The sequence below is a fragment of the Ruegeria sp. genome (assembly GCF_965199275.1).
In the GTDB taxonomy this organism is placed as follows: Bacteria; Pseudomonadota; Alphaproteobacteria; order Rhodobacterales; family Rhodobacteraceae; genus Ruegeria.
The window spans coordinates 373,358-393,113 of sequence record NZ_CBDAQX010000015.1 but is presented as its reverse complement, the minus strand read 5'-3'; the positions used below and the strand labels follow the sequence as shown (position 1 = coordinate 393,113).

18 protein-coding genes and 1 pseudogene are annotated in these 19,756 nt (G+C 60.4%); 8 read left to right on the top strand and 11 right to left on the bottom strand.

Going from position 1 to position 19,756, the window contains the following annotated elements; genetic code table 11:
* Window positions 1–37 precede the first annotated feature (37 nt).
* Window positions 38–937 (bottom strand): LysR family transcriptional regulator, encoded by a 900-nt coding sequence (locus ACOERD_RS13120; protein ID WP_419739316.1) that lies wholly within the window; start codon window positions 935–937, stop codon window positions 38–40.
* Between the two features lie 114 nt (window positions 938–1,051).
* Between ACOERD_RS13120 and ACOERD_RS13115 the strand changes: the two genes are divergently transcribed.
* The 4 genes from ACOERD_RS13115 (at window position 1,052) to ACOERD_RS13100 (ending at window position 4,512) form a co-directional block, all read left to right on the top strand.
* Window positions 1,052–1,672: a glutathione S-transferase gene (locus ACOERD_RS13115; protein ID WP_170554830.1), complete on the top strand. Its 621-nt coding sequence runs from the start codon at window positions 1,052–1,054 to the stop codon at window positions 1,670–1,672.
* Between the two features lie 34 nt (window positions 1,673–1,706).
* Complete coding sequence (locus ACOERD_RS13110; protein ID WP_419739315.1) at window positions 1,707–2,183, top strand: DUF1348 family protein; 477 nt, start codon at window positions 1,707–1,709, stop codon at window positions 2,181–2,183.
* A 23-nt stretch (window positions 2,184–2,206) separates the two neighbouring features.
* Entirely contained in the window at window positions 2,207–3,832 is a 1,626-nt protein-coding gene (locus tag ACOERD_RS13105; RefSeq protein ID WP_419739314.1) for a pyridoxamine 5'-phosphate oxidase family protein, read from the top strand.
* Window positions 3,833–3,912: 80 nt separating this feature from the next.
* A complete protein-coding gene (locus ACOERD_RS13100) occupies window positions 3,913–4,512 on the top strand; it encodes a rhomboid family intramembrane serine protease (protein ID WP_419739313.1) in 600 nt (199 codons plus the stop codon).
* Window positions 4,513–4,735: 223 nt separating this feature from the next.
* Here the strand turns inward: ACOERD_RS13100 and ACOERD_RS13095 are convergent, their stop codons facing one another.
* The 4 genes from ACOERD_RS13095 to ACOERD_RS13080 form a co-directional block, all read right to left on the bottom strand.
* A complete protein-coding gene (locus tag ACOERD_RS13095; protein ID WP_419739312.1) occupies window positions 4,736–5,962 on the bottom strand; it encodes a peptidoglycan-binding domain-containing protein in 1,227 nt (408 codons plus the stop codon).
* Between the two features lie 152 nt (window positions 5,963–6,114).
* Entirely contained in the window at window positions 6,115–7,539 is a 1,425-nt protein-coding gene (locus ACOERD_RS13090; RefSeq protein WP_419739311.1) for a carnitine 3-dehydrogenase, read from the bottom strand.
* The gene (locus tag ACOERD_RS13085; RefSeq protein ID WP_419739310.1) at window positions 7,536–8,300 is read right to left on the bottom strand and encodes an SDR family oxidoreductase; all 765 of its coding nucleotides are present in this window, start codon (window positions 8,298–8,300) and stop codon (window positions 7,536–7,538) included. Before ACOERD_RS13085 ends, ACOERD_RS13090 begins: the two co-directional genes overlap by 4 nt.
* Entirely contained in the window at window positions 8,297–9,214 is a 918-nt protein-coding gene (locus ACOERD_RS13080) for a 3-keto-5-aminohexanoate cleavage protein (protein WP_419739309.1), read from the bottom strand. The genes ACOERD_RS13085 and ACOERD_RS13080 overlap by 4 nt, the downstream gene beginning before the upstream one ends.
* Window positions 9,215–9,325: 111 nt before the next feature.
* On the opposite strand from ACOERD_RS13080, the gene ACOERD_RS13075 reads away from it, so the two are divergent.
* Window positions 9,326–10,309, top strand: a complete 984-nt coding sequence (locus ACOERD_RS13075; protein WP_419739308.1) for a GlxA family transcriptional regulator — start codon at window positions 9,326–9,328, stop codon at window positions 10,307–10,309.
* A gap of 11 nt (window positions 10,310–10,320) precedes the next feature.
* Here ACOERD_RS13075 and ACOERD_RS13070 read toward each other — a convergent pair whose 3' ends face one another.
* The 6 genes from ACOERD_RS13070 to ACOERD_RS13045 form a co-directional block, all read right to left on the bottom strand.
* On the bottom strand, window positions 10,321–11,298 hold the full coding sequence (locus ACOERD_RS13070) for an HpcH/HpaI aldolase/citrate lyase family protein (protein ID WP_419739307.1): 978 nt from the start codon (window positions 11,296–11,298) through the stop codon (window positions 10,321–10,323).
* Window positions 11,299–11,316: 18 nt separating this feature from the next.
* Entirely contained in the window at window positions 11,317–12,612 is a 1,296-nt protein-coding gene (gene glyA / locus ACOERD_RS13065) for a serine hydroxymethyltransferase (protein ID WP_419739306.1), read from the bottom strand.
* Between the two features lie 74 nt (window positions 12,613–12,686).
* A complete protein-coding gene (locus ACOERD_RS13060; protein WP_419739414.1) occupies window positions 12,687–13,595 on the bottom strand; it encodes a 2-hydroxyacid dehydrogenase in 909 nt (302 codons plus the stop codon).
* A complete protein-coding gene (gene sucD, locus ACOERD_RS13055; protein ID WP_170380404.1) occupies window positions 13,595–14,482 on the bottom strand; it encodes a succinate--CoA ligase subunit alpha in 888 nt (295 codons plus the stop codon). The genes ACOERD_RS13060 and sucD overlap by 1 nt, the downstream gene beginning before the upstream one ends.
* Window positions 14,482–15,678: a malate--CoA ligase subunit beta gene (locus ACOERD_RS13050; protein WP_419739305.1), complete on the bottom strand. Its 1,197-nt coding sequence runs from the start codon at window positions 15,676–15,678 to the stop codon at window positions 14,482–14,484. The genes sucD and ACOERD_RS13050 overlap by 1 nt, the downstream gene beginning before the upstream one ends.
* 28 nt (window positions 15,679–15,706) lie before the next feature.
* Window positions 15,707–16,948 (bottom strand): aminotransferase, encoded by a 1,242-nt coding sequence (locus ACOERD_RS13045; RefSeq protein WP_419739304.1) that lies wholly within the window; start codon window positions 16,946–16,948, stop codon window positions 15,707–15,709.
* A 219-nt stretch (window positions 16,949–17,167) separates the two neighbouring features.
* Here ACOERD_RS13045 and ACOERD_RS13040 point away from each other — a divergent pair, with 219 nt between their 5' ends.
* The 3 genes and pseudogenes from ACOERD_RS13040 (at window position 17,168) to xylB (ending at window position 19,610) form a co-directional block, all read left to right on the top strand.
* Window positions 17,168–17,797, top strand: a complete 630-nt coding sequence (locus ACOERD_RS13040; RefSeq protein ID WP_419739303.1) for a LuxR C-terminal-related transcriptional regulator — start codon at window positions 17,168–17,170, stop codon at window positions 17,795–17,797.
* Window positions 17,798–17,872: 75 nt separating this feature from the next.
* Window positions 17,873–18,079, top strand: a complete 207-nt coding sequence (locus ACOERD_RS13035; RefSeq protein WP_419739302.1) for a hypothetical protein — start codon at window positions 17,873–17,875, stop codon at window positions 18,077–18,079.
* Window positions 18,080–18,150: 71 nt separating this feature from the next.
* Window positions 18,151–19,610: pseudogene (xylB, locus tag ACOERD_RS13030) on the top strand (xylulokinase).
* Window positions 19,611–19,756 lie beyond the last annotated feature (146 nt).

The following is a 19,756-nucleotide window of genomic DNA, read 5'->3' as shown; positions in this document are numbered from 1 at the left end:
GATTGGTCAAGGGCCTAGGCACCAGAAGGCATAGCCGTTACGCCCCGGCGTTGCAGATCAAGTCATCGCTTGCCAGATGGTCGATCAACGCGCGGACCCGCGTGGTCAGCCTGCGGTTTTGCGGGAAAAGTGCCGCCACGACGTAAGGCGTGACGCGGTGTTCGGCGAATAGCTCGACCAATTCCCCAGACCTGAGCGCATCCGCCACCGTGTAGGCCGGGCATCTGGCAACAGCCACTCCTGCAGCGGCTAGCCGCGCCGAGGCCGCAGGCGCATTGGCCTGAAGGCGACCATTGACGTGCACCGCCACCTCGTTGCCATCGACATCAAACCGCCAGACTGCAGGGTCGCTCATATTGCCGTCCAGAATGCACTCATGCGTGGCAAGGGCGCTTGGATGCGCGGGCACACCCGCACGTTCGAGATAGGCCGGAGACGCGCACACAATCAGCGGCATCGGCCCCAACCGGCGCATCTTGAGGGAACTGTCCCGCGTTGGCCCAATCCGGATCGCCAAATCCAGACCTTCTTCGATGATCGACACCCGGCGGTCTGAAAGGTTGAGATCAATCTCAACCTCTGAGTGTGTTTCGACAAAAGCCGCCAGCGACGGCGCAAGCCGTAGAGAGCCAAATCCTGTCGGCGCAGAAATCCGTATCACACCGCGCAAAGAGGTCTGCGCATTGCGCACCGCCTCCTCCATTTCGTCAAACCCATCCAGAAGCGGTTCGCACATCGCCAGGTAGGTCGCCCCGGCATCGGTCAGGGATACGCTGCGGGTAGTTCGGTTCAGAAGCTGCACGCCCAGCGCCTCCTCCAGATCGGCCACGTATTTGCTGACCAGACGCGACGACCGCCCCAGCCGCTGGGCTGCCAAAGTGAACGAGGCATTCTGCGCCACCAGCGCAAAGGCGCGCATTCGGTCGATCTTGTCCATGTTATTACGCCCTCCTAGGGCTCAATGATCCCCTGAAACTGCGCATTATCACCCCTGATGGCAAGCTGTATCTATAGCCGCAGAAGCAATTCCGCGCATGACAGGAGCTGACAAATGTCGAACGCAGTACGTATCCACCACTTCCCGAAATCCGGCCACGCGCACCGCGCTTTGGTCTTTGCCAAGCTGGCCGGTATCGCCCACGAGGCCGTTTTCGTCGATCTCGTCGCAGGCGAACACAAATCGCCCGAGTTTCTGGCGATGAACCCCAACGGGCAAGTCCCGGTGCTTGAGGATGGCGATGTTGTGGTCTCGGATTCCAACGCGATCCTCGTATACCTCGCGCGGCAATACGCGCCAGATTGGATGCCGACCGATGCGGTGGGCGAAGCTGCGGTGCAGCGCTGGCTGACCCTCGCCGCAGGAGAGATCGCGTTCGGATCCGCCGCAGCGCGGTTGATCACGGTGTTTGGTGCACCTCTGGACGTCGATTTCGCCGCCGCAACCGCAGCCAAGGCGATGCAAAAACTTGAAAAGGGATTGGAAGGCCGCGACTGGCTGGTTGGCGACCGACCGACCATCGCAGATGTCGCCGCCTACTCCTACACTGCCCACGCACCCGAGGGGAACGTCTCGCTCGACCCCTATCCGAATGTGCGGGCATGGATCGCCCGGTTCGAGGCGCTGGACGGATTCGAGCCGATGCCAGCCACGGCCGTGGGCCTCGTCGCCTGAACATTTGCGCCAGACACCGCATCGGAGACGTGCAATGACACAAGAAGCCCCCCGCCACCCTCTGCCGCCCTTCACCCGCGAAACCGCGATTGAAAAGGTCCGTCTGGCCGAAGACGGCTGGAATGACCGTAACCCGGCCAAGGTCGCGCTGGCCTACACGCCGGACAGCCAATGGCGCAACCGGGCCGAATTCCCTGTTGGCCGCGCCGAGATCGAGGCATTTCTGACCCGCAAGTGGAACAAGGAACTGGACTATCGCCTGATCAAGGAGCTCTGGGCCCATGACGGCAACCGGATCGCGGTGCGATACGCCTATGAATTCCGAGATGACAGCGGAAACTGGTTCCGGGCCTACGGCAACGAAAATTGGGAATTCGACGAGAGTGGCTACATGGCCAACCGGTTTGCCAGCATCAACGAACTGCCGATCACAGAGGATGAGCGCAAGTTCCACTGGCCTCTGGGCCGTCGCCCGGGCGACCATCCGGGGCTGAGCGATCTGGGCCTTTAAACACACACCAAGGAGGTAAGACGATGTCTGGCACGGATACTCCGTTTCACGCGGGCGAACTGGCGGCGCAGGTGCGGGCGGGTGCGGGCGATATAGCCCACAGGGCCGCTCCGTACATTCGCGACCACTTGCCGGACCAGCATCGTGCCTTCTATCAGGCGCAGCCGTTTCTGGTGGCTGCGTCCAGCGATGCAGAAGGCCGCATATGGGCGACAATCATTGAAGGCGAGGACGGGTTCGTTCATTCGCCTGACGCCCAAACGTTGACGGTTGATACCGTGATCGACCCGCGTGATCCGTTGGCAGAAAGCCTGCGAAAAGGGGCTGATATCGGCGTTGTCGGCATCGAGCTGGCGACGCGCCGACGCAATAGGTTCAGCGGTCGGACCCGCCCAACCGACACCGGTTTTGCTATCGACATTCGTCAGAGCTTCGGCAACTGCCCTCAGTACATCAATGAACGTGACTGGCGGCGGGTGGCCGGCAATAAACCGGCAGAGGCGCTGGTATCGGACCACCTCAACCCCGCGCAGATGGCCCGTATCAGCGCCTCGGATACCTTGTTCATCGGGTCCGGTCGACATGGTCCGCAACAGACGGCGTCGAACGGGTTTGATGCCTCTCATCGCGGAGGGACACCCGGATTTGTCCGCGTGGTCGGCCCAAACCGTCTGCGTATTCCCGACTATTCCGGCAACAACTTCTTCAACACGATTGGCAACCTGTTGGAGAACCCCCGCATCGGGCTGCTCTTCGTCGACTTCGCGACCGGAGGGCTGCTGCATCTGTCCGGGCGAGCCGAGATCGACTGGGCTCCGGCCGAGGCACGTGACCCCAATATTCTGCGCATGATCGACGTTCAGGTCGACGCCGTGATCGACCGACCAAACGCGCTGTCGTTGAGATGGTCGGCTGAACCGACACCATCGAGACAGCTGGTGGTTACGGATAAGATTGCCGAGGCTGAGGGGATCACCTCATTTCACTTGCGACCTGCAAATGGAGGTCCACTTGCCGCTTTTGAGGCGGGGCAGCACCTGCCGATTGTGCTCAGCGTTCCGACGCATGATACTAAACTGCGGCGGACATATACCCTGTCCGGCAACCCATCCGAGGACCACTACAGGATCACTGTGAAGCGCGAACCAAATGGCTCGGCGTCCCGGTTTCTGCACGACAAGGTGCAAGTGGGCGACATAATCGAGGGCAAACCGCCAGCCGGGGATTTCCTGATCCCGTCAGGAGACACGCCCCTTGTCCTCGTCAGCGCCGGCGTTGGCGTGACCCCGATGATCGCAATGTTGCATCAGACTGTGGCACAGCACCCTGACCGTCCGGTCTGGTTCATACATGCCGCGCGCAACGGACGGTTTCACGCGCTGCGCGGCGAAGTTGACAACCTGATTGCCACCAGCCCGACCGCACGGAAACGGATCTACTACAGTGCGCCCGAAGCCCAAGACGTGGCGGGACCGGATTTTGACATCAAAGGCCGGATCACGGCGCAGGAGTTGATCGCATTGAACGCCGGTCCCAACGCTCAGTATTTGCTCTGCGGTCCGTTGGATTTCATGACCGACCTGAAATCCGGTCTTGAAGCGTTAGAGGTCGGGGAAAACCAGATCCATTTCGAGGTCTTTGCCACCTGAGCGCGTCAGCGCCCACACTCTGATCCGACCATCCTGCAAGGCGTATTGATCGTTCTCACTGCCGGGATTATCTATCTCAGATGATTGATAAAAACGGTAAACGTGTTGTTTTTTCGCGGTTCAAGGTCCTGGCGCTCTTCATTGCGGTGCTTTGGGCGATTCAAGTTCTCAACTGGGCGATAGGGTACCGCTTGAACCTCGCATTCGGGCTGATCCCAAGGCAGGTCACCGGGTTGGACGGGATCGTTGGCATGCCACTTCTGCATGCCAGCTTTCCGCATCTCATTTCAAACACGCCCCCGCTGATTCTGATGGGGGCTTTGCTGGCGGCAACGGCAACACGGGCGCTATTGGTCGTGAACGCCGTCATCATCGCTTTGGGCGGAGCGCTGGTCTGGCTGTTCGGAAACACGGCCATCCATATCGGCGCATCCGGGCTGGTGTTCGGGTGGTTCGGCTTTCTGGTCGCGCGGGGATTGGTTGATCGGTCGCCCGTGACCCTTGCCGTGGCCATGGTGGTTGGGGTGCTTTACGGATCAATCCTTTGGGGCGTTCTGCCCGGCCAGCCCGGCGTCTCGTGGGAGGCGCATCTGTTCGGCGCAATCGCAGGCGTAGCCGCGGCCTTACTCGTCCGAACCCATGTGCACGCCCCGCGAATTTCGAACGTGGACCAACCCTAGGCAAGCATAATGAAGCAAGGGACCGATCGCGGATCGCTGACACACCCTTGGCGATAGGAATTGCCCCGCACCAAAGGGTTTGTCACTAGCCCCTACGATACTAAGTCTTCGAACAGGTCACGCAGAGCACCGGTCTGCGCGGCACCCGATCATAGTTCCTGCTATCGAAGCGCTGGAAAAAACCGCGGGCGATCCATGCGCCCGCGGAATAGGTCAGCCAGACCTACTGTGTTTTTGTCATCGCCGCACGTAGCAATTCCGGGCGATCCGATTGTGATGGCAGGAACACGGCCTGAGATCCGGCATCCAGCGCGGACAGGCTCGCATCATACCATTGCATCGCCAGATCGCGACGCTCTTGCACGCCGAAACCTTCGCGCAGGTGGTGGCCAATCAGCTCTCCGTAGGCAGGTTCACCCATGGCAACCAGCATCAAGGCCGAGCCTACTGCGCTGTCCATATTGTCCTGACGGTAGCCCATCGCCAGACAGACCTTGCTGGTCGCGGCAAGGTCTTCAGGGCTGAGGCCAGAATCCAGAGCCAGCTTGCGCATCTGCGTTTCGGCGTCGGCCTTCGACGTCAACGATAGCGAGACGACCTGAGGGGCGAGCATCTCACCATAGGCTTCGCATTGCGCTGCCACCTGATCCGGCGTCAGGCCCTGAATGTCCTCCATCAGATCCTCACCCCTTGCCATGGCGTAGCTGCGCGCCAGACAGAACTGCTCGCTCAGGGCGAAATCGGGGTCCGACATGTTCGCCAGCGTCGTGTAGCCGCCATTGGTCGAGGTTTGCAGCATCACCGCACTACAACGGTTGGCCAGCGACGGGCCACCTGTACCGCCCGCAAACAAGCTCGGCAGGGCTGCAGTGGCCGTTTCGGTCGCTTCCGGTTCGGGCGCCGGTTCGGCAGGTGCCGCCGTTGCAGTCACAGGTGCCACGGGTTGCGGCGCGGGTTGTGGAGCAGCGGCCACGGCCGTGCCCGTTTGAACTTGCCGACGATAGGCCATCAACAATGGCTGACCAGAGAGCTGAGTGCTGGCCTGACCGCCACTTGTACCCCAGTAATAAGCCTGCATCAGGAAATCGCGCTGATAGGGTTGGAAATCATACCCGTTGACCGGGTATCCCATGGACGCCTGATATCGTTGGATTGCAGCCCGCGTTCCGCCACCCACCTGACCATCAACCCGTCCGGCATTGTAGCCGAAATAGTTGAGCGCCGTTTGCGTCTGCGCCCCTTCCGAAGTAGATGGAATGCTTGGCCGATATGTCCGGGTGGTCGAGCGCTGCGCTTTCTTCTTTTGCTGATCTTTGCCGATTGCGTAGCCAACCACGCCTCCGACAACAGCGCCGCCAATGAAGTCACCCGCATCTGCCCTGGCAATCTGGGGATTCGCGGTAGACAAAGCGAAGGTCAAACAAAGTGCTGCCACTAAACGAAAAATCATAATTTACCTCCAAAACACAACAACAATTGGAGGAAATTATAACACAACGCCGCCGGGCTTGCGGAAAAAAGGCGGATCAGGATCTTTGCAGATCGACCCGCCAGTAGATGCCGCCGCCGGATTCATGAACCCAGAGGCGGCACGCGTTGCTATCAGCCCCGTTGCCCCACATGGCGGCCCGCCCCCTGAGGGGCTGGCAGCTTGGCGTGATCTTCGGCGAAAGCGGTCAGTTTCGCGGCCACATCCGCGGTCGGCAGAGAGGTCTTGCGCGCGTTCAGATCCATATGCAGCAGCAGGGTTTCGACAGTGGCCGCGACCTCTCCATCCGGTCCGTGCAGACGGTGGAACAGGTGCATTTTCTTGCCTTCGCCCCGCAGAACCTGCGTTGTGACGGTCAGACGATCCCCCGCATGCAATTCCGCGTGGTACTGCACGAAGTTCTCAACCGTGAAGTAGCTGTTGCCCGCCGCGATATAATCTGCATCCGCGTCGATCATCAGCATGAAATTGTCCGTCGCCTGGGCCGAGACCTCGATATAGTGGGCCTCATTCATGTGGCCGTTATAGTCTGTCCAGCTTTGCGGGATGACACGATCCACGGTGATCGGCAGATCATCACCTTCGGGGTCAGGCAACGTCGCTTCGTGCGCGTTCAGAACGCCGCCTGCCCCGCTGCCGGTTTTCTTCAGCGCTCGCATCATCCCGATCAGGTTGTCATCGCGCAGACGCTCCAGTTCGCGGATCGACATATGGCCGGATTGCGCATCCGATTGACCGGCGATCAGGTCGACCAGTTCATCGGTAAATTCCGGCACATCCATGAGCTTGGTCCAAGGCCATTGCAGCGCCGGGCCGAATTGCGCCATGAAGTGTTTCATTCCCGCCTCGCCACCCGCGACGCGGTAGGTTTCGAACAGACCCATCTGCGCCCAGCGGATGCCGAACCCCATGCGGATCGCTTCGTCGATTTCTTCGGTCGTGGCGACGCCATCCTTGACCAGCCAAAGCGCCTCACGCCAGACAGCCTCGAGGAAGCGGTCGGCAATATGCGCGTCGATCTCTTTGCGGACGGTCAGCGGATACATCCCGATGGACCGCAGGATATCTGACGCCTTGGCGCAAGTATTCGCGTCCCCCACCAGCTCGACCAGCGGCAGCAGGTAAACGGGGTTGAACGGGTGCGCGACGACGACGCGACCGCCGTGTTCGTTCAGTTCAGAGGGCTTGAACCCCGAGGTCGAGGACCCAATCACCGCATCCGCAGGCGACAACTCGTCGATCTGCGCGTGGATCTTGTGCTTGAGGTCCAAACGCTCGGGCACGCTTTCCTGAACCCATACGGCACCGGCCAAAGCCTCGCCCATATCGTCATGAAAGGTCAGAGTGCCCTCGGCCGGTAGCGCCTTGTCATAAAGGGCGGGCAAGGCGCGGCGGGCATTGGCTAGCACTTCGCCGATTTTACGCTCGGCTTCCGGGTCCGGGTCAAAGACCGAAACGTTCCAGCCGTTCAGCAGGAACCGGGCAACCCAGCCCCCGCCGATCACGCCGCCGCCGATGATGGTTGCTTTTTGTGTCATGGCGCAAGTGTCTCCGTATGGCCATCAATGGACAGAACCTGCCCCGAGATTTTGGTCCCCGCCTCCGAGGCAAGGAAATGAATGCTGTTCGCCACGTCCTGCGCCGTGACCCATGTTTTCATGGACACGCCAGTCACATAGGCGGCGCGCATGGTCTCAATACTCTGACCATGGGCTGCGGCCTCGTTGGCCAAAACGCGCTCCATCCGGTCACCTTCAACAGCGCCAGGGCAGATCGCGTTGACGCGGATGCCAAAAGGGCCAAGCTCCATCGCCAGGGTTTTGGTCAGACCGATCAGGGCCCATTTCGCTGCCGCATATGGGGACCGCATCGGATAGCCCATGATCCCAGCGGTGGACGAGGTCATGACGATCAGGCCATATTTTTGCGCCTTCATGACCCGCGCCGCCCAACGGCAGGTCAGATATGCGCCGTGCACGTTGGTGGCGAGGCATTGCTGCCACGCGTCATAGGCCAGATCTTCGATTGGCCCGGCGGGGCCACCGGTACCGGCATTGGCGCAGGCCACATCAATGCCGCCCCATTCGTCCTCAACCGAACTTAGGAAAGCGTCCATAGCGGATTCAGAGGTGACATCGGCCACCACGGCGATACTGCCGGGATGCGCGTCGGCAAAGCTCTGAACAGCTGCGGGGTCTGCATCGCAAACCGCGACCCGCGATCCATCCTGAAGGAATTGCTCCGCAATGACGCGGCCGATGCCAGCCGCGCCTGCGGTTACAAGAACGCGCCTGCTCATTTCGCGACGGGAGCGCGCTTGGTCAGGCCCAGTTTCTCGCGCACGGCGTCCGGGCCGATGATCTTGGCGCCCATGTTCTCGATCACCGTCACGGCACGTTCGACCAGTTGTGCATTGGTGGCTAGAACGCCTTTTTCCAGAAACAGGTTGTCCTCAAGCCCGACGCGGACATTGCCACCCGCCAGAACCGATTGCGCAGCATAGGGCATCTGATCGCGACCCAGCGAGAAGGCCGACCATGTCCAATCAGACGGCACCGCATTGACCATCGCCATGAAGGTGTTGATGTCATTGGGGGCACCCCACGGCACACCCATGCACAATTGAACCAGAGCGTTGGGTTCCAGAATACCCTCTTTCACCAACTGCTTGGCGAACCATAGGTGGCCGGTGTCGAAGGCTTCGATCTCGGGCTTTACGCCAAGATCGGTCATCATCTGACCCATCGCCCGCAACATGCCGGGGGTGTTGGTCATCACATAGTCTGCCTCGGCAAAGTTCATTGTACCGCAATCGAGCGTGCAGATTTCCGGCAGACATTCGGCAATATGCGCCATCCGCTCCGTCGCGCCGATCATGTCAGTGGCCGCTTCATTGACCGGAAACGGGCTTTCGGTCGGGCCGAACACAATATCACCGCCCATACCAGCCGTCAGGTTCAGCACCACGTCGACCTCAGCATCGCGAATGCGGTCTGTCACCTCGCGGTACAAGCCCAGATCGCGCGAGGGCACGCCGGTTTCGGGGTCGCGTACGTGGCAATGCACAACAGCGGCCCCTGCTTTGGCCGCATCAATCGCCGAATTGGCAATCTGCTCGGGCGAGCGCGGCACATGCGGAGACTTGTCCTGCGTCCCACCCGATCCGGTGATGGCACAGGTGATGAAAACTTCGCGGTTCATGGCAAGGGGCATATCTTTGTCCTTCGATCAGCAGGAATCGCGCCTTGGCAGGCGACTGAATGCGGCAACGCTACTTTCAAAACTCCGGAACAAACGATACATTTTTCGTCAGGAGGAATACTTTTGTCGTCATCCCCTCATGAGCATTTTGAGTTCTTGTTGCTGGACGGGTTTTCCAACATGGTTCTGGCCAGCGCGCTGGAGCCATTGCGGGACGTAAAGATGCGCGCGCTCTACGCCAGTCCGAGTTGGGAGATCACCAGCCTGAACGGCGAACCCGTGGAAAGCTCGAGCGAAATACAAGTTTCTCCCAATCGGGTCTTCGACCCAGCAATATCGACCGGAACGCTGGTCATTGTGGCCGGTTACCGCGTCCGGCAGCAAATCAATAGAGAGCTTCTAGTTGCGATCCGACAGGCTGTTCGGACTGCCAAGCGCGTTCTGGCCCTGGATACCGCGGCTTGGATTTTGGCCGAAGCCGGGGTTCTGGACGGGCACCAAGCCACGATTCACTGGCAGGAGTTTGATGCATTCCGCGAGAGTTTTCCCAAAGTGAACGTGTCCAGCGCCCGGTTTGTCCATTCCGGCCCGTTTCTGACCTGCGGAGGGGCCAGCACAGCGCTGGAACTTACACTTGACCTGATCCAGAACCTGTTCGGTCCCGCCGCCGCGTTTGATGCCTCGAACATGTTCATCTACGACCCTGCCCGCCAATCCGAGCTGAAGCGCGGTTCGCAACAATTGCAGGATCGTGGGTCGCCGAAACTGCTGGACGCCCTGAATGTCATTGCCGAAAACGTCGAGACTCCGCTGACAACCTTTGAACTGGCCGAACGCGTCTCGCTATCCGAGCGCAGCCTCAGCCGCGCGTTTGCAGATGAGCTGGGGATGACGACTGGCAAATACTACAAGCTCTATCGTCTGCAACATGCGCGCTATCTGGCGCAGGAAACGCGACTGAGTGTCGAACAGATTGCCCTAAGATGCGGGTTTTCCTGTGCGTCGGCCTTGGGGCGGTCGTTCACCCGTGAATTCGGCCGCCCGATCAGCGCCTTTCGCCCGCAAAACCGAAACGGGCCGTTCGATGGGACAGCCCGCTCCGTCTAACGCTTGGCAGATCACGCGGCAGCGATCTGACCTGCCTTTTCAACCAGCACCTCCGCCTGCCGGATCGAGGCATAGTCAATCAGGCGACCGTCCAGCGAGACAGCGCCCTTGCCTGCCGCCTCTGCATCGGCCATCGCGACGAGAATCCGCTTGGCCTTGTCCACCTCGGCATCCGAAGGCGACATGACCTCATTGGCCAGTGCGATCTGGCTGGGGTGAATGGCCCACTTGCCCTCACAACCCAGAACCGCTGCGCGCTTTGCCGCCGCGCGATAGCCAGCGGGGTCCTGAAAATCACCGAACGGGCCGTCGATCGGGCGCAGGCCGTTTGCGCGCGCCGCAACAACCATACGCGCCAGCGCGTAGTGCCACATATCACCCCAATGGGTCATGCGGCCGCCCTCAGGGTCGGCATCGGTCAGCACCGAGTAATCCGGATTCACACCGCCAATGATGGTTGTCCGCGCGCGGGTCGAGGCCGCATAGTCGGCAACCCCGAAATGCAGACTTTCGTTGCGTTTCGATGCGGCAGCAATCTCGCTGACATTCTGCATGTCAAGCGCGGTTTCGATGATATGTTCGAACCCGATCCGCTTTTTGTAGCCTTTGGCGTCCTCGATCTGGGTGACCAGCATGTCGACGGCGTAAACATCCGCGGCGGTGCCGACCTTGGGGATCATTATCAGGTCCAGACGCTGACCGGCCTGTTCGACCACATCCACCACGTCGCGATACATGTAATGAGTATCCAGCCCGTTGATCCGTACCGACATGGTCTTGTTGCCCCAGTCGATGTCATTCAGGGCCTCGATGATGTTCGTTCTGGCCTGTTCTTTTTCGTCGGGCGCGACGGCGTCTTCCAGATCCAGGAAGATCACATCCACATCCGACTTGGCCGCTTTTTCAAACATGCCGGGCTGGCTACCCGGAACAGCCAGTTCGCTGCGGTTCAGACGGGCCGGAGCCTGTTCGATTGGGTGAAAGCTCATGGTTAAGAATCCTTGGTTTTAAAGGTTCGGGTAGATAGGGAAGCGGGCACAGAGGTCGGCGACTTCGGCTTTGACCTTGGCCTCGACCTCGGCATTGCCGTTTTCGCCATTGGCGGCCAGACCGTCGACCACTTCGATGATCCAGTCCGCGATCTGGCGGAACTCGACCTCGCCGAAGCCGCGTGTGGTGCCGGCTGGGGAACCCAGACGGATGCCCGAGGTGATGGTCGGCTTCTCGGGGTCAAACGGCACGCCGTTCTTGTTGCAGGTAATATGCGCCCGGCCCAAAGCCTTCTCGGTCGCGTTGCCCTTCACACCTTTGGGGCGCAGGTCGACCAGCACCACATGGGTGTCGGTGCCGTGGGTCACCGTGTCCAGACCGCCCTTGATCAGCTGATCCGACAGCGCCTGCGCGTTGGTGATGACTTGGCTGATATAGGTCTTGAACTCGGGGCGCAGAGCCTCGCCGAAGGCAACGGCTTTACCTGCGATGACATGCATCAGCGGGCCACCCTGAATGCCGGGGAAGATCGCCGAATTCACTTTCTTAGCGATATCTTCATCATTGGTCAGGATCATACCCCCACGAGGCCCACGCAGGGTCTTGTGGGTTGTCGTCGTCGCGACATGCGCGTGCGGGAAGGGGCTGGGATGCTCGCCTGCGGCCACAAGACCGGCGAAATGCGCCATGTCCACGTGCAGATAGGCGCCAACCATGTCAGCGATCTCGCGCATGCGGGCAAAGTCGATCTGACGCGGGATGGCCGAGCCGCCTGCGATGATCAGCTTAGGGTTATGCTCTTTCGCCAGCGCCTCGACCTGATCGTAGTCGAGCATGTTGTCTTCTTTGCGGACACCGTATTGTACGGCGTTGAACCACTTGCCCGATTGGTTCGGGCGGGCACCGTGGGTGAGGTGACCACCGGCATCCAGGCTCATGCCCAGAATGGTGTCGCCGGGCTGGATCAGCGCCTGGAACACGCCCTGGTTCGCCTGGCTGCCCGAGTTCGGCTGCACGTTGGCGAAACCGCAACCAAACAGCTCTTTCGCGCGGTCGATGGCCAGGTTTTCGGCGATATCGACGAACTGGCAGCCGCCATAGTAGCGACGACCGGGGTAGCCTTTGGCGTATTTGTTAGTCATCACCGAGCCCTGCGCCTCCATCACGGCGGCAGAGACGATGTTTTCCGACGCGATCAGCTCGATCTCGTCGCGCTGACGGCCCAGTTCGGACGTGATCGAGCCAAATAGCTCAGGATCACGGTCCGACAAAGACTGGGTGAAAAAACCATTTGAACGATTAGGCGCGTTCATGACGCTTTCCTCCTGAACGGTACGAAGCCCGGCCCCACGGAGGGACCAGAGCAGGGAATTGATATGCGGGCGTGTTAGATCACGCGATCGCGCGCCTCACGGGTGGCACTGCCCAGATGAGGCAGCATCACAAGGTTGTCGCATTGCAAAAGGTCGGGGTTAATCCGGGGCTCACCGTCGAACACGTCCAAAGCTGCGCCTCCGATCATGTCGAAGGTCAGGGACTGGATCAGGGCGCGTTCGTCGATCACCTCGCCACGGGCCGCGTTGATCAGGACCGCATCCGGTTTCATCAGGTCCAGACGGCGCGCGTTTATCAGGTGCCGGTTTGCGGCCCCGCCTGGACAATGGAGCGAGACGAAATCGCATTGCGGCAGCAGATCATCCACGGTTTCGACCTGCGTGGCATTGCACTGGGCTAGAACCTCGGGCGCGATTTTGCTGCGGTTGTAGACAACGATCTGCATGCCGAAGCCGTGATGGGCACGCCGGGCCATTTCCTGCCCAATGCGGCCATAGCCGATGATGCCCAGAACCTTGCCGCTGACCTTGGTGCCGATCAGATGCGTGGGGCGCCAGCCGGTCCAATTGCCGGCCCGCAGCTCGCGTTCACCTTCGCCCGCGCGGCGCGCCACCATCAGCAGCAAGGTCATTGCGATATCGGCGGTGCATTCGGACAGCACGTCCGGCGTGTTGGTGACGGTCATGCCCTGCCCACGCGCTGAGGGCTCGCAGATGTGGCTGTAGCCAACGCCGTAATTTGCCAGGATTTTCGTCTGCGCACCGGGAACGTCCAAAGCCTCGGAGCTGAGGGTATCGGTCACGGTCGGCAGGACCGCATCATAGGATTTCAGCGCGTGCCGGATTTCGGCCGGGGACATAGGCTTGTCCCCGGTGTTCAGCACAGTGTTGTAGGTCTCGGCCAGCTGCGCCTCGACGGCGGCAGGCCAGCGACGGGTAACAAGGACCGAGGGTTTGACCATCACGCGGCCTCCATCACGCGGGCGATCGTTTCACCGATCACGGCTGGGTTTTCGGCCACGGTCACACCGGCGGCCGACAGGATTTCAACCTTCTCGCTGGCGCTTTCGCCAAAGGCCGAGATGATTGCACCGGCATGGCCCATGGTCCGGCCTTTTGGAGCGGTCAGACCAGCAACATAAGCCACCACAGGCTTGGTGATGTGATCGCGGATGAACTCAGCGGCTTCGGCCTCCTGAGGGCCACCGATCTCACCGATCATGGCGATGATGTGGGTGTCTTCATCCTCTTCGAAACGCTGGAGAATATCCTTGAAGGACGAGCCGTTGATCGGGTCGCCGCCGATGCCAACGCTGGTCGAAACACCGATCCCGCGCTCTTTCAACTGCGCCGCGGCCTCATAGCCCAGCGTCCCCGAGCGACCGATGATGCCCACATTGCCCGGCAGGTAAATGTGCCCCGGCATGATCCCCAGCAGCGCTTTGCCAGGCGAGATGGTGCCCGCGCAGTTCGGCCCGGTCAGGACCATGCGCTTTTCCTTGGGGTAGCGGTACATGTAGCGCTTCACGCGGATCATGTCCTGCGCAGGAATACCGTCGGTAATGCAGACACAATAGCGGATACCGGCATCTGCGGCCTCCATGATCGAGTCGGCCGCGAAGGGCGGCGGCACGAACACAAGGCTGGCATCCGCACCAGTGGCCTCAACCGCCTGCTTGACGGTGTCAAAGACCGGAACGCCTTCGACGGTTTCGCCGCCCTTGCCGGGAACCACGCCGCCCACCACATTGGTGCCGTAGTTCAGCATGTCCTTGGTGTGGAACCGCGCCATGCGGCCGGTGATACCCTGCACGATCACGCGCGAGTTACGATCGAGAAGAATGCTCATTACACAGCCCTCATCTTGGTGCCTTGGGTAAGGTCGTTGCGCCATGCCCCCACGGCGCGTTCGGCAGCCTCCATCAGAGTGGTGGCGCGGATGATCGGAAGACCGGATTTGGCGAGTATCTTCTGACCCTCTTCCACATTGGTACCGGCCAGGCGCACGATGACAGGGATGTCGATATCCAGCTCTTTCAACGCCTGTACGACGCCCTCGGCCACCCAGTCGCAACGATTGATACCGGCGAAGATGTTCACCAGAATGGCCTGCACATTGTCGTCCGACAGAACCAGACGGAAGGCTTTGGCCACACGCTCGGGCGAGGCGCCGCCGCCGATATCGAGGAAGTTCGCCGGCTCTCCGCCAGCCAGTTTAATCGTGTCCATGGTCGCCATCGCAAGACCGGCGCCGTTCACGATGCAGCCGATATTGCCGCCAAGACCAACATAGGACAGGCCCCGGTCACCGGCACGGCTTTCGCGCGGGTCTTCCTGGCTTTTGTCGCGCAGTTCGGCGATCTGCGGGTGACGGAACAGGGCGTTGTCGTCAAAGCTCATCTTCGCGTCCAGCGCCAAAACGCGGTCGTCCCCGGTGATGACCAGAGGGTTGATCTCGACCATAGTGGCGTCCAGATCGCTGAAGGCGGCGTAGCAGCCCTGCAGCGTGCGGACCATGTGCTGGATCAGCTTCGGCTCCAGCCCCAGTTGGAAAGCGATTTCACGGGCCTGGAACTCTTGCAGACCCACAGCGGGTTCAACGATAGACCGCACGATGCTGTCCGGACGCTCGGCCGAGATGTCTTCGATCTCCATCCCGCCTTCCGAGGATGCAACGATCATGACCCGCTGGCTGGAACGGTCCAGCACGAAACCCAAATAGATTTCGCGATCAATCGGCACCGCAGCTTCCACGTAAACGCGGTAAATCCCTTTGCCTTCAGGGCCGGTCTGATGCGTGACCAGCTTGCGGCCGAACATGTCATCACAGGCTGTGTAGATCTCGTTTTCGGTGTTGCACAGCTTGACCCCTCCGGCCTTGCCGCGCCCGCCTGCATGGACCTGCGCTTTGACGATCCATTTGTCACCCCCCAGTTCACGCGCCCGGTAGGCCGCCTGTTCCGGGCTATAGGCCAAAGCACCGGGTGGCACGTCGACACCGAAATTCGAAAGTAGTTCTTTCGCCTGATATTCGTGAATATCCATCTGCAATCCTCCCGTTCTTGCAGTGAAATTAAGCAGCCATCGAAGTGCCGTAGCGGCTTTCCAGCAGGGCTTCGATTGCGTCCCGATCAATCTGCCCGCCCAGTTCTCGCATCGCCTCGGCAAACAGGCGCACGATCCGGCTGACGGATTTCCGGTTCAATTGGTTGAGGATACCGATCCGCACCTGCACCGGCGCGCTGAGCGTGGGCCAGATGCCAAATCCGCGCGCACGGCAGTTCTGCACCAACTCCATCTCACGCCCAGCAAGCTCCGGCGGCAGGTTCAGAACGATCAGGCTGGGCATGTCCGAGGTAACTTCGCACCCCAGTTCGACCACGGCATCACGCAGGACGCGTTCATGAATGCGGTAAGACGCTGCGCGCTTGGCCAGACCTTCCTGCAATGTCAGACGCAGCGCCTCGTGGAAGGCGGCCACGGCATAGCCCGAATGCGTCCGGTGATAGGTGCCTTTCTCGACGTCCTGGCCGTCGACGATACCCCAATGGCGGGCCTCGAAAATCGGGTTGTGCACATAGGTGTAAGCACCGCTGGTCTTGAGGCTGTCGATGAAGGCATCGGTGAAGCTGACCGGAGCGTAGGTCAGCGGCAGGCAGCACAGACCTTTCTGCGGGCAAGAGGCCCAACCCGCGATGCCGGGGTAGTTGTCGATCGAAAAATCATCCACGCCCAGCGACGACACCGCATCGATCAGACCCATCGCGCCGTGGCGCTCGCACGCGTCCGAAAAGCCGCGAACATCGTTGATCCGGCCGGACCCGGTTTCCCAGTGGGCCATGAACGCCCATTTGGGCTTGTGCTCGGCCAGGACCGCTTCGACGATTTCGCCGGTGACGGGCTGGCCATGGGGAACCTCGATCACGGTGACGCTGGCGGCTTGAGGGTCAAGCGGATTGGCTGCGTGTTCGGTGGGCGTCGCCGCCTTAATCCGCAGGGTCAGCGCATCAATGCCCGAGAATGTGCCGTTGGCAAAAGCCACAACCTTGTCGCCCGGCATGACGGCCGAGAACATGGTGTCCAGCGCGCTCCAACCCGTGCCGGCGACGGCAAAAGTATAGGCGTTCTGCGTGCCCCAGATTTCGCGCAGCATATGCTTGCACTCGATCATTCCGCGCAGAACGTCGCCCTGCATATGATCGGCGACCCCTGCCCCTGCAAAGGCCTGCAGAACGCGAGCATCCGTGTTGCCGGGTCCGGGACCCGCTGCAAGGGTCTCGGGGATTTCGAGCGGAGGGAAAATCTGGAAAGTCATTGTGCGGCTTCCTCGGCTGTTTCTCAGGCTCAGCGGCCCGTTTGGTTGAGTTGCCGTGTAGAAAACGTGGTCTTGCCAGATCACGCAACGTAACTTACTACTGATTTAGCATGCCTAATAGGATGGGGTATTACCTACCCAAAGGTGTAAAAATACGATAGTATACCAAAAAAGTACCCACCCATTTGGGTAGTTTTTGAGCTTTAAGGGCAAATTCATATGGCTGAAGCTCCATCAAAGCCCATCGACGTCATGCTGGCAGACGGCAACCCTCTGGTCCTGTCGGCGATGTCAGAGATCTTTGAACGCGACCCGCGATTCTCATTGGTCGCGACTTCGGCCACGGCCGAAGGATTCCTTGGCACGGTCATGCGGGTGCCTGTTCAGGTCGGCGTGGTGGACTGGACATTGCCCGCCCTTGGCGCTGCCAAACTGATCGAGGTGCTGCGCGATCAGGTCAGTGCACCGCGCTTCGTGGTCTATGGCGACGCCAATGCCGACGTTCCACGACTGGCGATGCAGGCCGGGGCAGCTGGGTTTGCCGCACGCTCGGGCGAGGTTGAAGGGCTTCTGGACACCTGCGAGAAGGTGGCCGCGGGCAAGATGGTGTTTCCGTTCATAGACGTCCGGAAAATGCAGCAGGACCCAATCGAAAGTCTGTCGCGCAAGGAACGCTCCATCCTCGAGGCGCTGGCGCAGGGCATGTCCAATCGCGAACTTTCAAAAGAGCTCGAGATTTCGACGAACACCGTAAAGTTCCACCTGTCGAACATCTACGACAAGCTAGGCGTCAAAAACCGGACCCAAGCCATTGCACAATATTATGCAGCGCGGATGCAAAGGGACTGATACGGACGGTAATCTGGTAAACTCGGGGTTTTCCGGGCATGCTTTGGTTTCACACCCGCAGCCGGAGGACCTCCAATGCCGCAATATAATGACATGTTCGAACTCTCCATCGAGGATATGGAATTGATCGAACAAGCCCTGCGACAGGCGATGGCCTCTTATTCTATTGAAGCGAATGAGATCAACGAAGACACCATCCGCCGGATGCATGATCTTCTGGGCAAGCTGCATGACCAGAAGATTTTCTATCGCCCAAAGACCGGCAGCTATGTCGGGGGCTGATCCGCGCTTTGCAGACTCCTCAAAAACAGAATAAACCGTTTGCAAATATGTGAATTCAGAGGCGACGCAGTATGAGCTACCTTGGCATTGATCTGGGAACGTCCGGGCTGCGCGCCCTGCTATTGGCAGAGGACGGCAGTGTGCTCGGCTCGGCAGAGCATTCCTGCTCGTCGGAACATAAGCATCCCGGTTGGAGCGAACAGGACCCCGCCGATTGGGTCGCGGCTCTGGAGGGGCGGTTGCCGCGCTACGCGACGCCCATCCTGAATTTGCCGATCTGCGAGCCGTCGGCGTGGCGGGCCACATGCATGGCGCAACGCTTCTGGATTCCGCAGGTGACGTGATCCGGCCCTGTATTCTGTGGAACGACACGCGCGCGGATGCCGAGGCCCAGCATCTGGACGCCCTGCCTGGAATTCGCGAGATTTCGGGCAATATCGTTTTCCCCGGCTTCACGGCCCCCAAACTGCTCTGGGTCAAGGAACATGAGCCGGAGAATTTCTCCCGTATCGCGAAGGTTCTGCTGCCTGCGGCCTATATGAACTACTATCTGACAGGCGACTACGTCGCTGACATGTCGGACAGCGCTGGCACATCTTGGCTGGACGTCTCGCGCCGCGCGTGGTCCGAGGAGCTGTTGACCGCTGGGCAGATGTCGGAATCTCAGATGCCTCGTCTGGTCGAGGGATGTCAGCCCGCAGGTACCCTTCGCCCCGATCTTGCCAGCCGTTGGGGTCTGCGCAATAGCGTCACCGTCGCAGGAGGCGCGGGAGACAACGCTGCAGCTGCCTGTGGCTTGGGTGCAATGAACGAGGGGGACGGGTTCATTTCGCTTGGCACCTCCGGAGTGCTGCTGGCTACGCGCGATGGCTATCACCCTGACCCGGCCTCGGCTTTGCACACGTTTTGCCATGCCGTGCCCAATCGCTGGTATCAGATGGGCGTTATGCTGTCTGCAACCGACAGCCTGAATTGGCTGGGGCAGATCACCGGCCAAAAACCCGCCGACCTGACCCGCGCATTGGGCGAGGAGCTACGTGCGCCGGGGCGCGTGCAGTTCTACCCTTACCTCTCAGGTGAGCGCACCCCGCACAACGACGCCAACATTCGCGGCGGCTTTACCGGGCTGGGAAAAGACACTGACCAGAGCGATCTGACCTGCGCCGTACTTGAGGGGGTCGCCTATGGCCTAAGCGACTCGTATGGCGCGCTGGTGAAGACCGGCGCGCGGATTGATCGGCTGATCGGCATCGGCGGCGGTACAAAATCGCACTATTGGGTCAAGTTGATCGCAACCGTTCTGAACGTCCCGATCGAGTTGCCCGAGGACGGAGAGTTCGGCGCGGCACTAGGAGCCGCACGTCTTGCCCAGATCGCAGAAACAGGAGCGTCCCCGGAAGACATCCTAAAACCCCCTGGCATCGGCGAACGCGTTCTGCCCGACGGCAGCAAAACCGCAGATTACGAGGCAGCCAAGGCACAGTTCAAAGCCACCTACGGACCTCTGCGGCAGATCTCCTCGCGGGGTTGATATTCAGGCCGTCGGTCAGTGGCAGCCAGGACCGCTCAAGCCCTCAGGCAACATCTGAGTTTTGCCAGCCCGGCGCACAATATGCTAGCATAAGGGTGCGTGGCCCTCATCCAACGAGCCTATTGCAGGCTATCTTTCGGCATATT

Bases quoted from the DNA above. Each gene is read 5' to 3' on its own strand.
- ACOERD_RS13120 (WP_419739316.1), bottom strand. From the start codon at position 937: ATGGACAAGATCGACCGAATGCGCGCCTTTGCGCTGGTGGCGCAGAAT.
- ACOERD_RS13115 (WP_170554830.1), top strand. From the start codon at position 1,052: ATGTCGAACGCAGTACGTATCCACCACTTCCCGAAATCCGGCCACGCG.
- ACOERD_RS13110 (WP_419739315.1), top strand. From the start codon at position 1,707: ATGACACAAGAAGCCCCCCGCCACCCTCTGCCGCCCTTCACCCGCGAA.
- ACOERD_RS13105 (WP_419739314.1), top strand. From the start codon at position 2,207: ATGTCTGGCACGGATACTCCGTTTCACGCGGGCGAACTGGCGGCGCAG.
- ACOERD_RS13100 (WP_419739313.1), top strand. From the start codon at position 3,913: ATGATTGATAAAAACGGTAAACGTGTTGTTTTTTCGCGGTTCAAGGTC.
- ACOERD_RS13095 (WP_419739312.1), bottom strand. From the start codon at position 5,962: ATGATTTTTCGTTTAGTGGCAGCACTTTGTTTGACCTTCGCTTTGTCT.
- ACOERD_RS13090 (WP_419739311.1), bottom strand. From the start codon at position 7,539: ATGACACAAAAAGCAACCATCATCGGCGGCGGCGTGATCGGCGGGGGC.
- ACOERD_RS13085 (WP_419739310.1), bottom strand. From the start codon at position 8,300: ATGAGCAGGCGCGTTCTTGTAACCGCAGGCGCGGCTGGCATCGGCCGC.
- ACOERD_RS13080 (WP_419739309.1), bottom strand. From the start codon at position 9,214: ATGCCCCTTGCCATGAACCGCGAAGTTTTCATCACCTGTGCCATCACC.
- ACOERD_RS13070 (WP_419739307.1), bottom strand. From the start codon at position 11,298: ATGAGCTTTCACCCAATCGAACAGGCTCCGGCCCGTCTGAACCGCAGC.
- glyA (WP_419739306.1), bottom strand. From the start codon at position 12,612: ATGAACGCGCCTAATCGTTCAAATGGTTTTTTCACCCAGTCTTTGTCG.
- ACOERD_RS13060 (WP_419739414.1), bottom strand. From the start codon at position 13,595: ATGGTCAAACCCTCGGTCCTTGTTACCCGTCGCTGGCCTGCCGCCGTC.
- sucD (WP_170380404.1), bottom strand. From the start codon at position 14,482: ATGAGCATTCTTCTCGATCGTAACTCGCGCGTGATCGTGCAGGGTATC.
- ACOERD_RS13050 (WP_419739305.1), bottom strand. From the start codon at position 15,678: ATGGATATTCACGAATATCAGGCGAAAGAACTACTTTCGAATTTCGGT.
- ACOERD_RS13045 (WP_419739304.1), bottom strand. From the start codon at position 16,948: ATGACTTTCCAGATTTTCCCTCCGCTCGAAATCCCCGAGACCCTTGCA.
- ACOERD_RS13040 (WP_419739303.1), top strand. From the start codon at position 17,168: ATGGCTGAAGCTCCATCAAAGCCCATCGACGTCATGCTGGCAGACGGC.
- ACOERD_RS13035 (WP_419739302.1), top strand. From the start codon at position 17,873: ATGCCGCAATATAATGACATGTTCGAACTCTCCATCGAGGATATGGAA.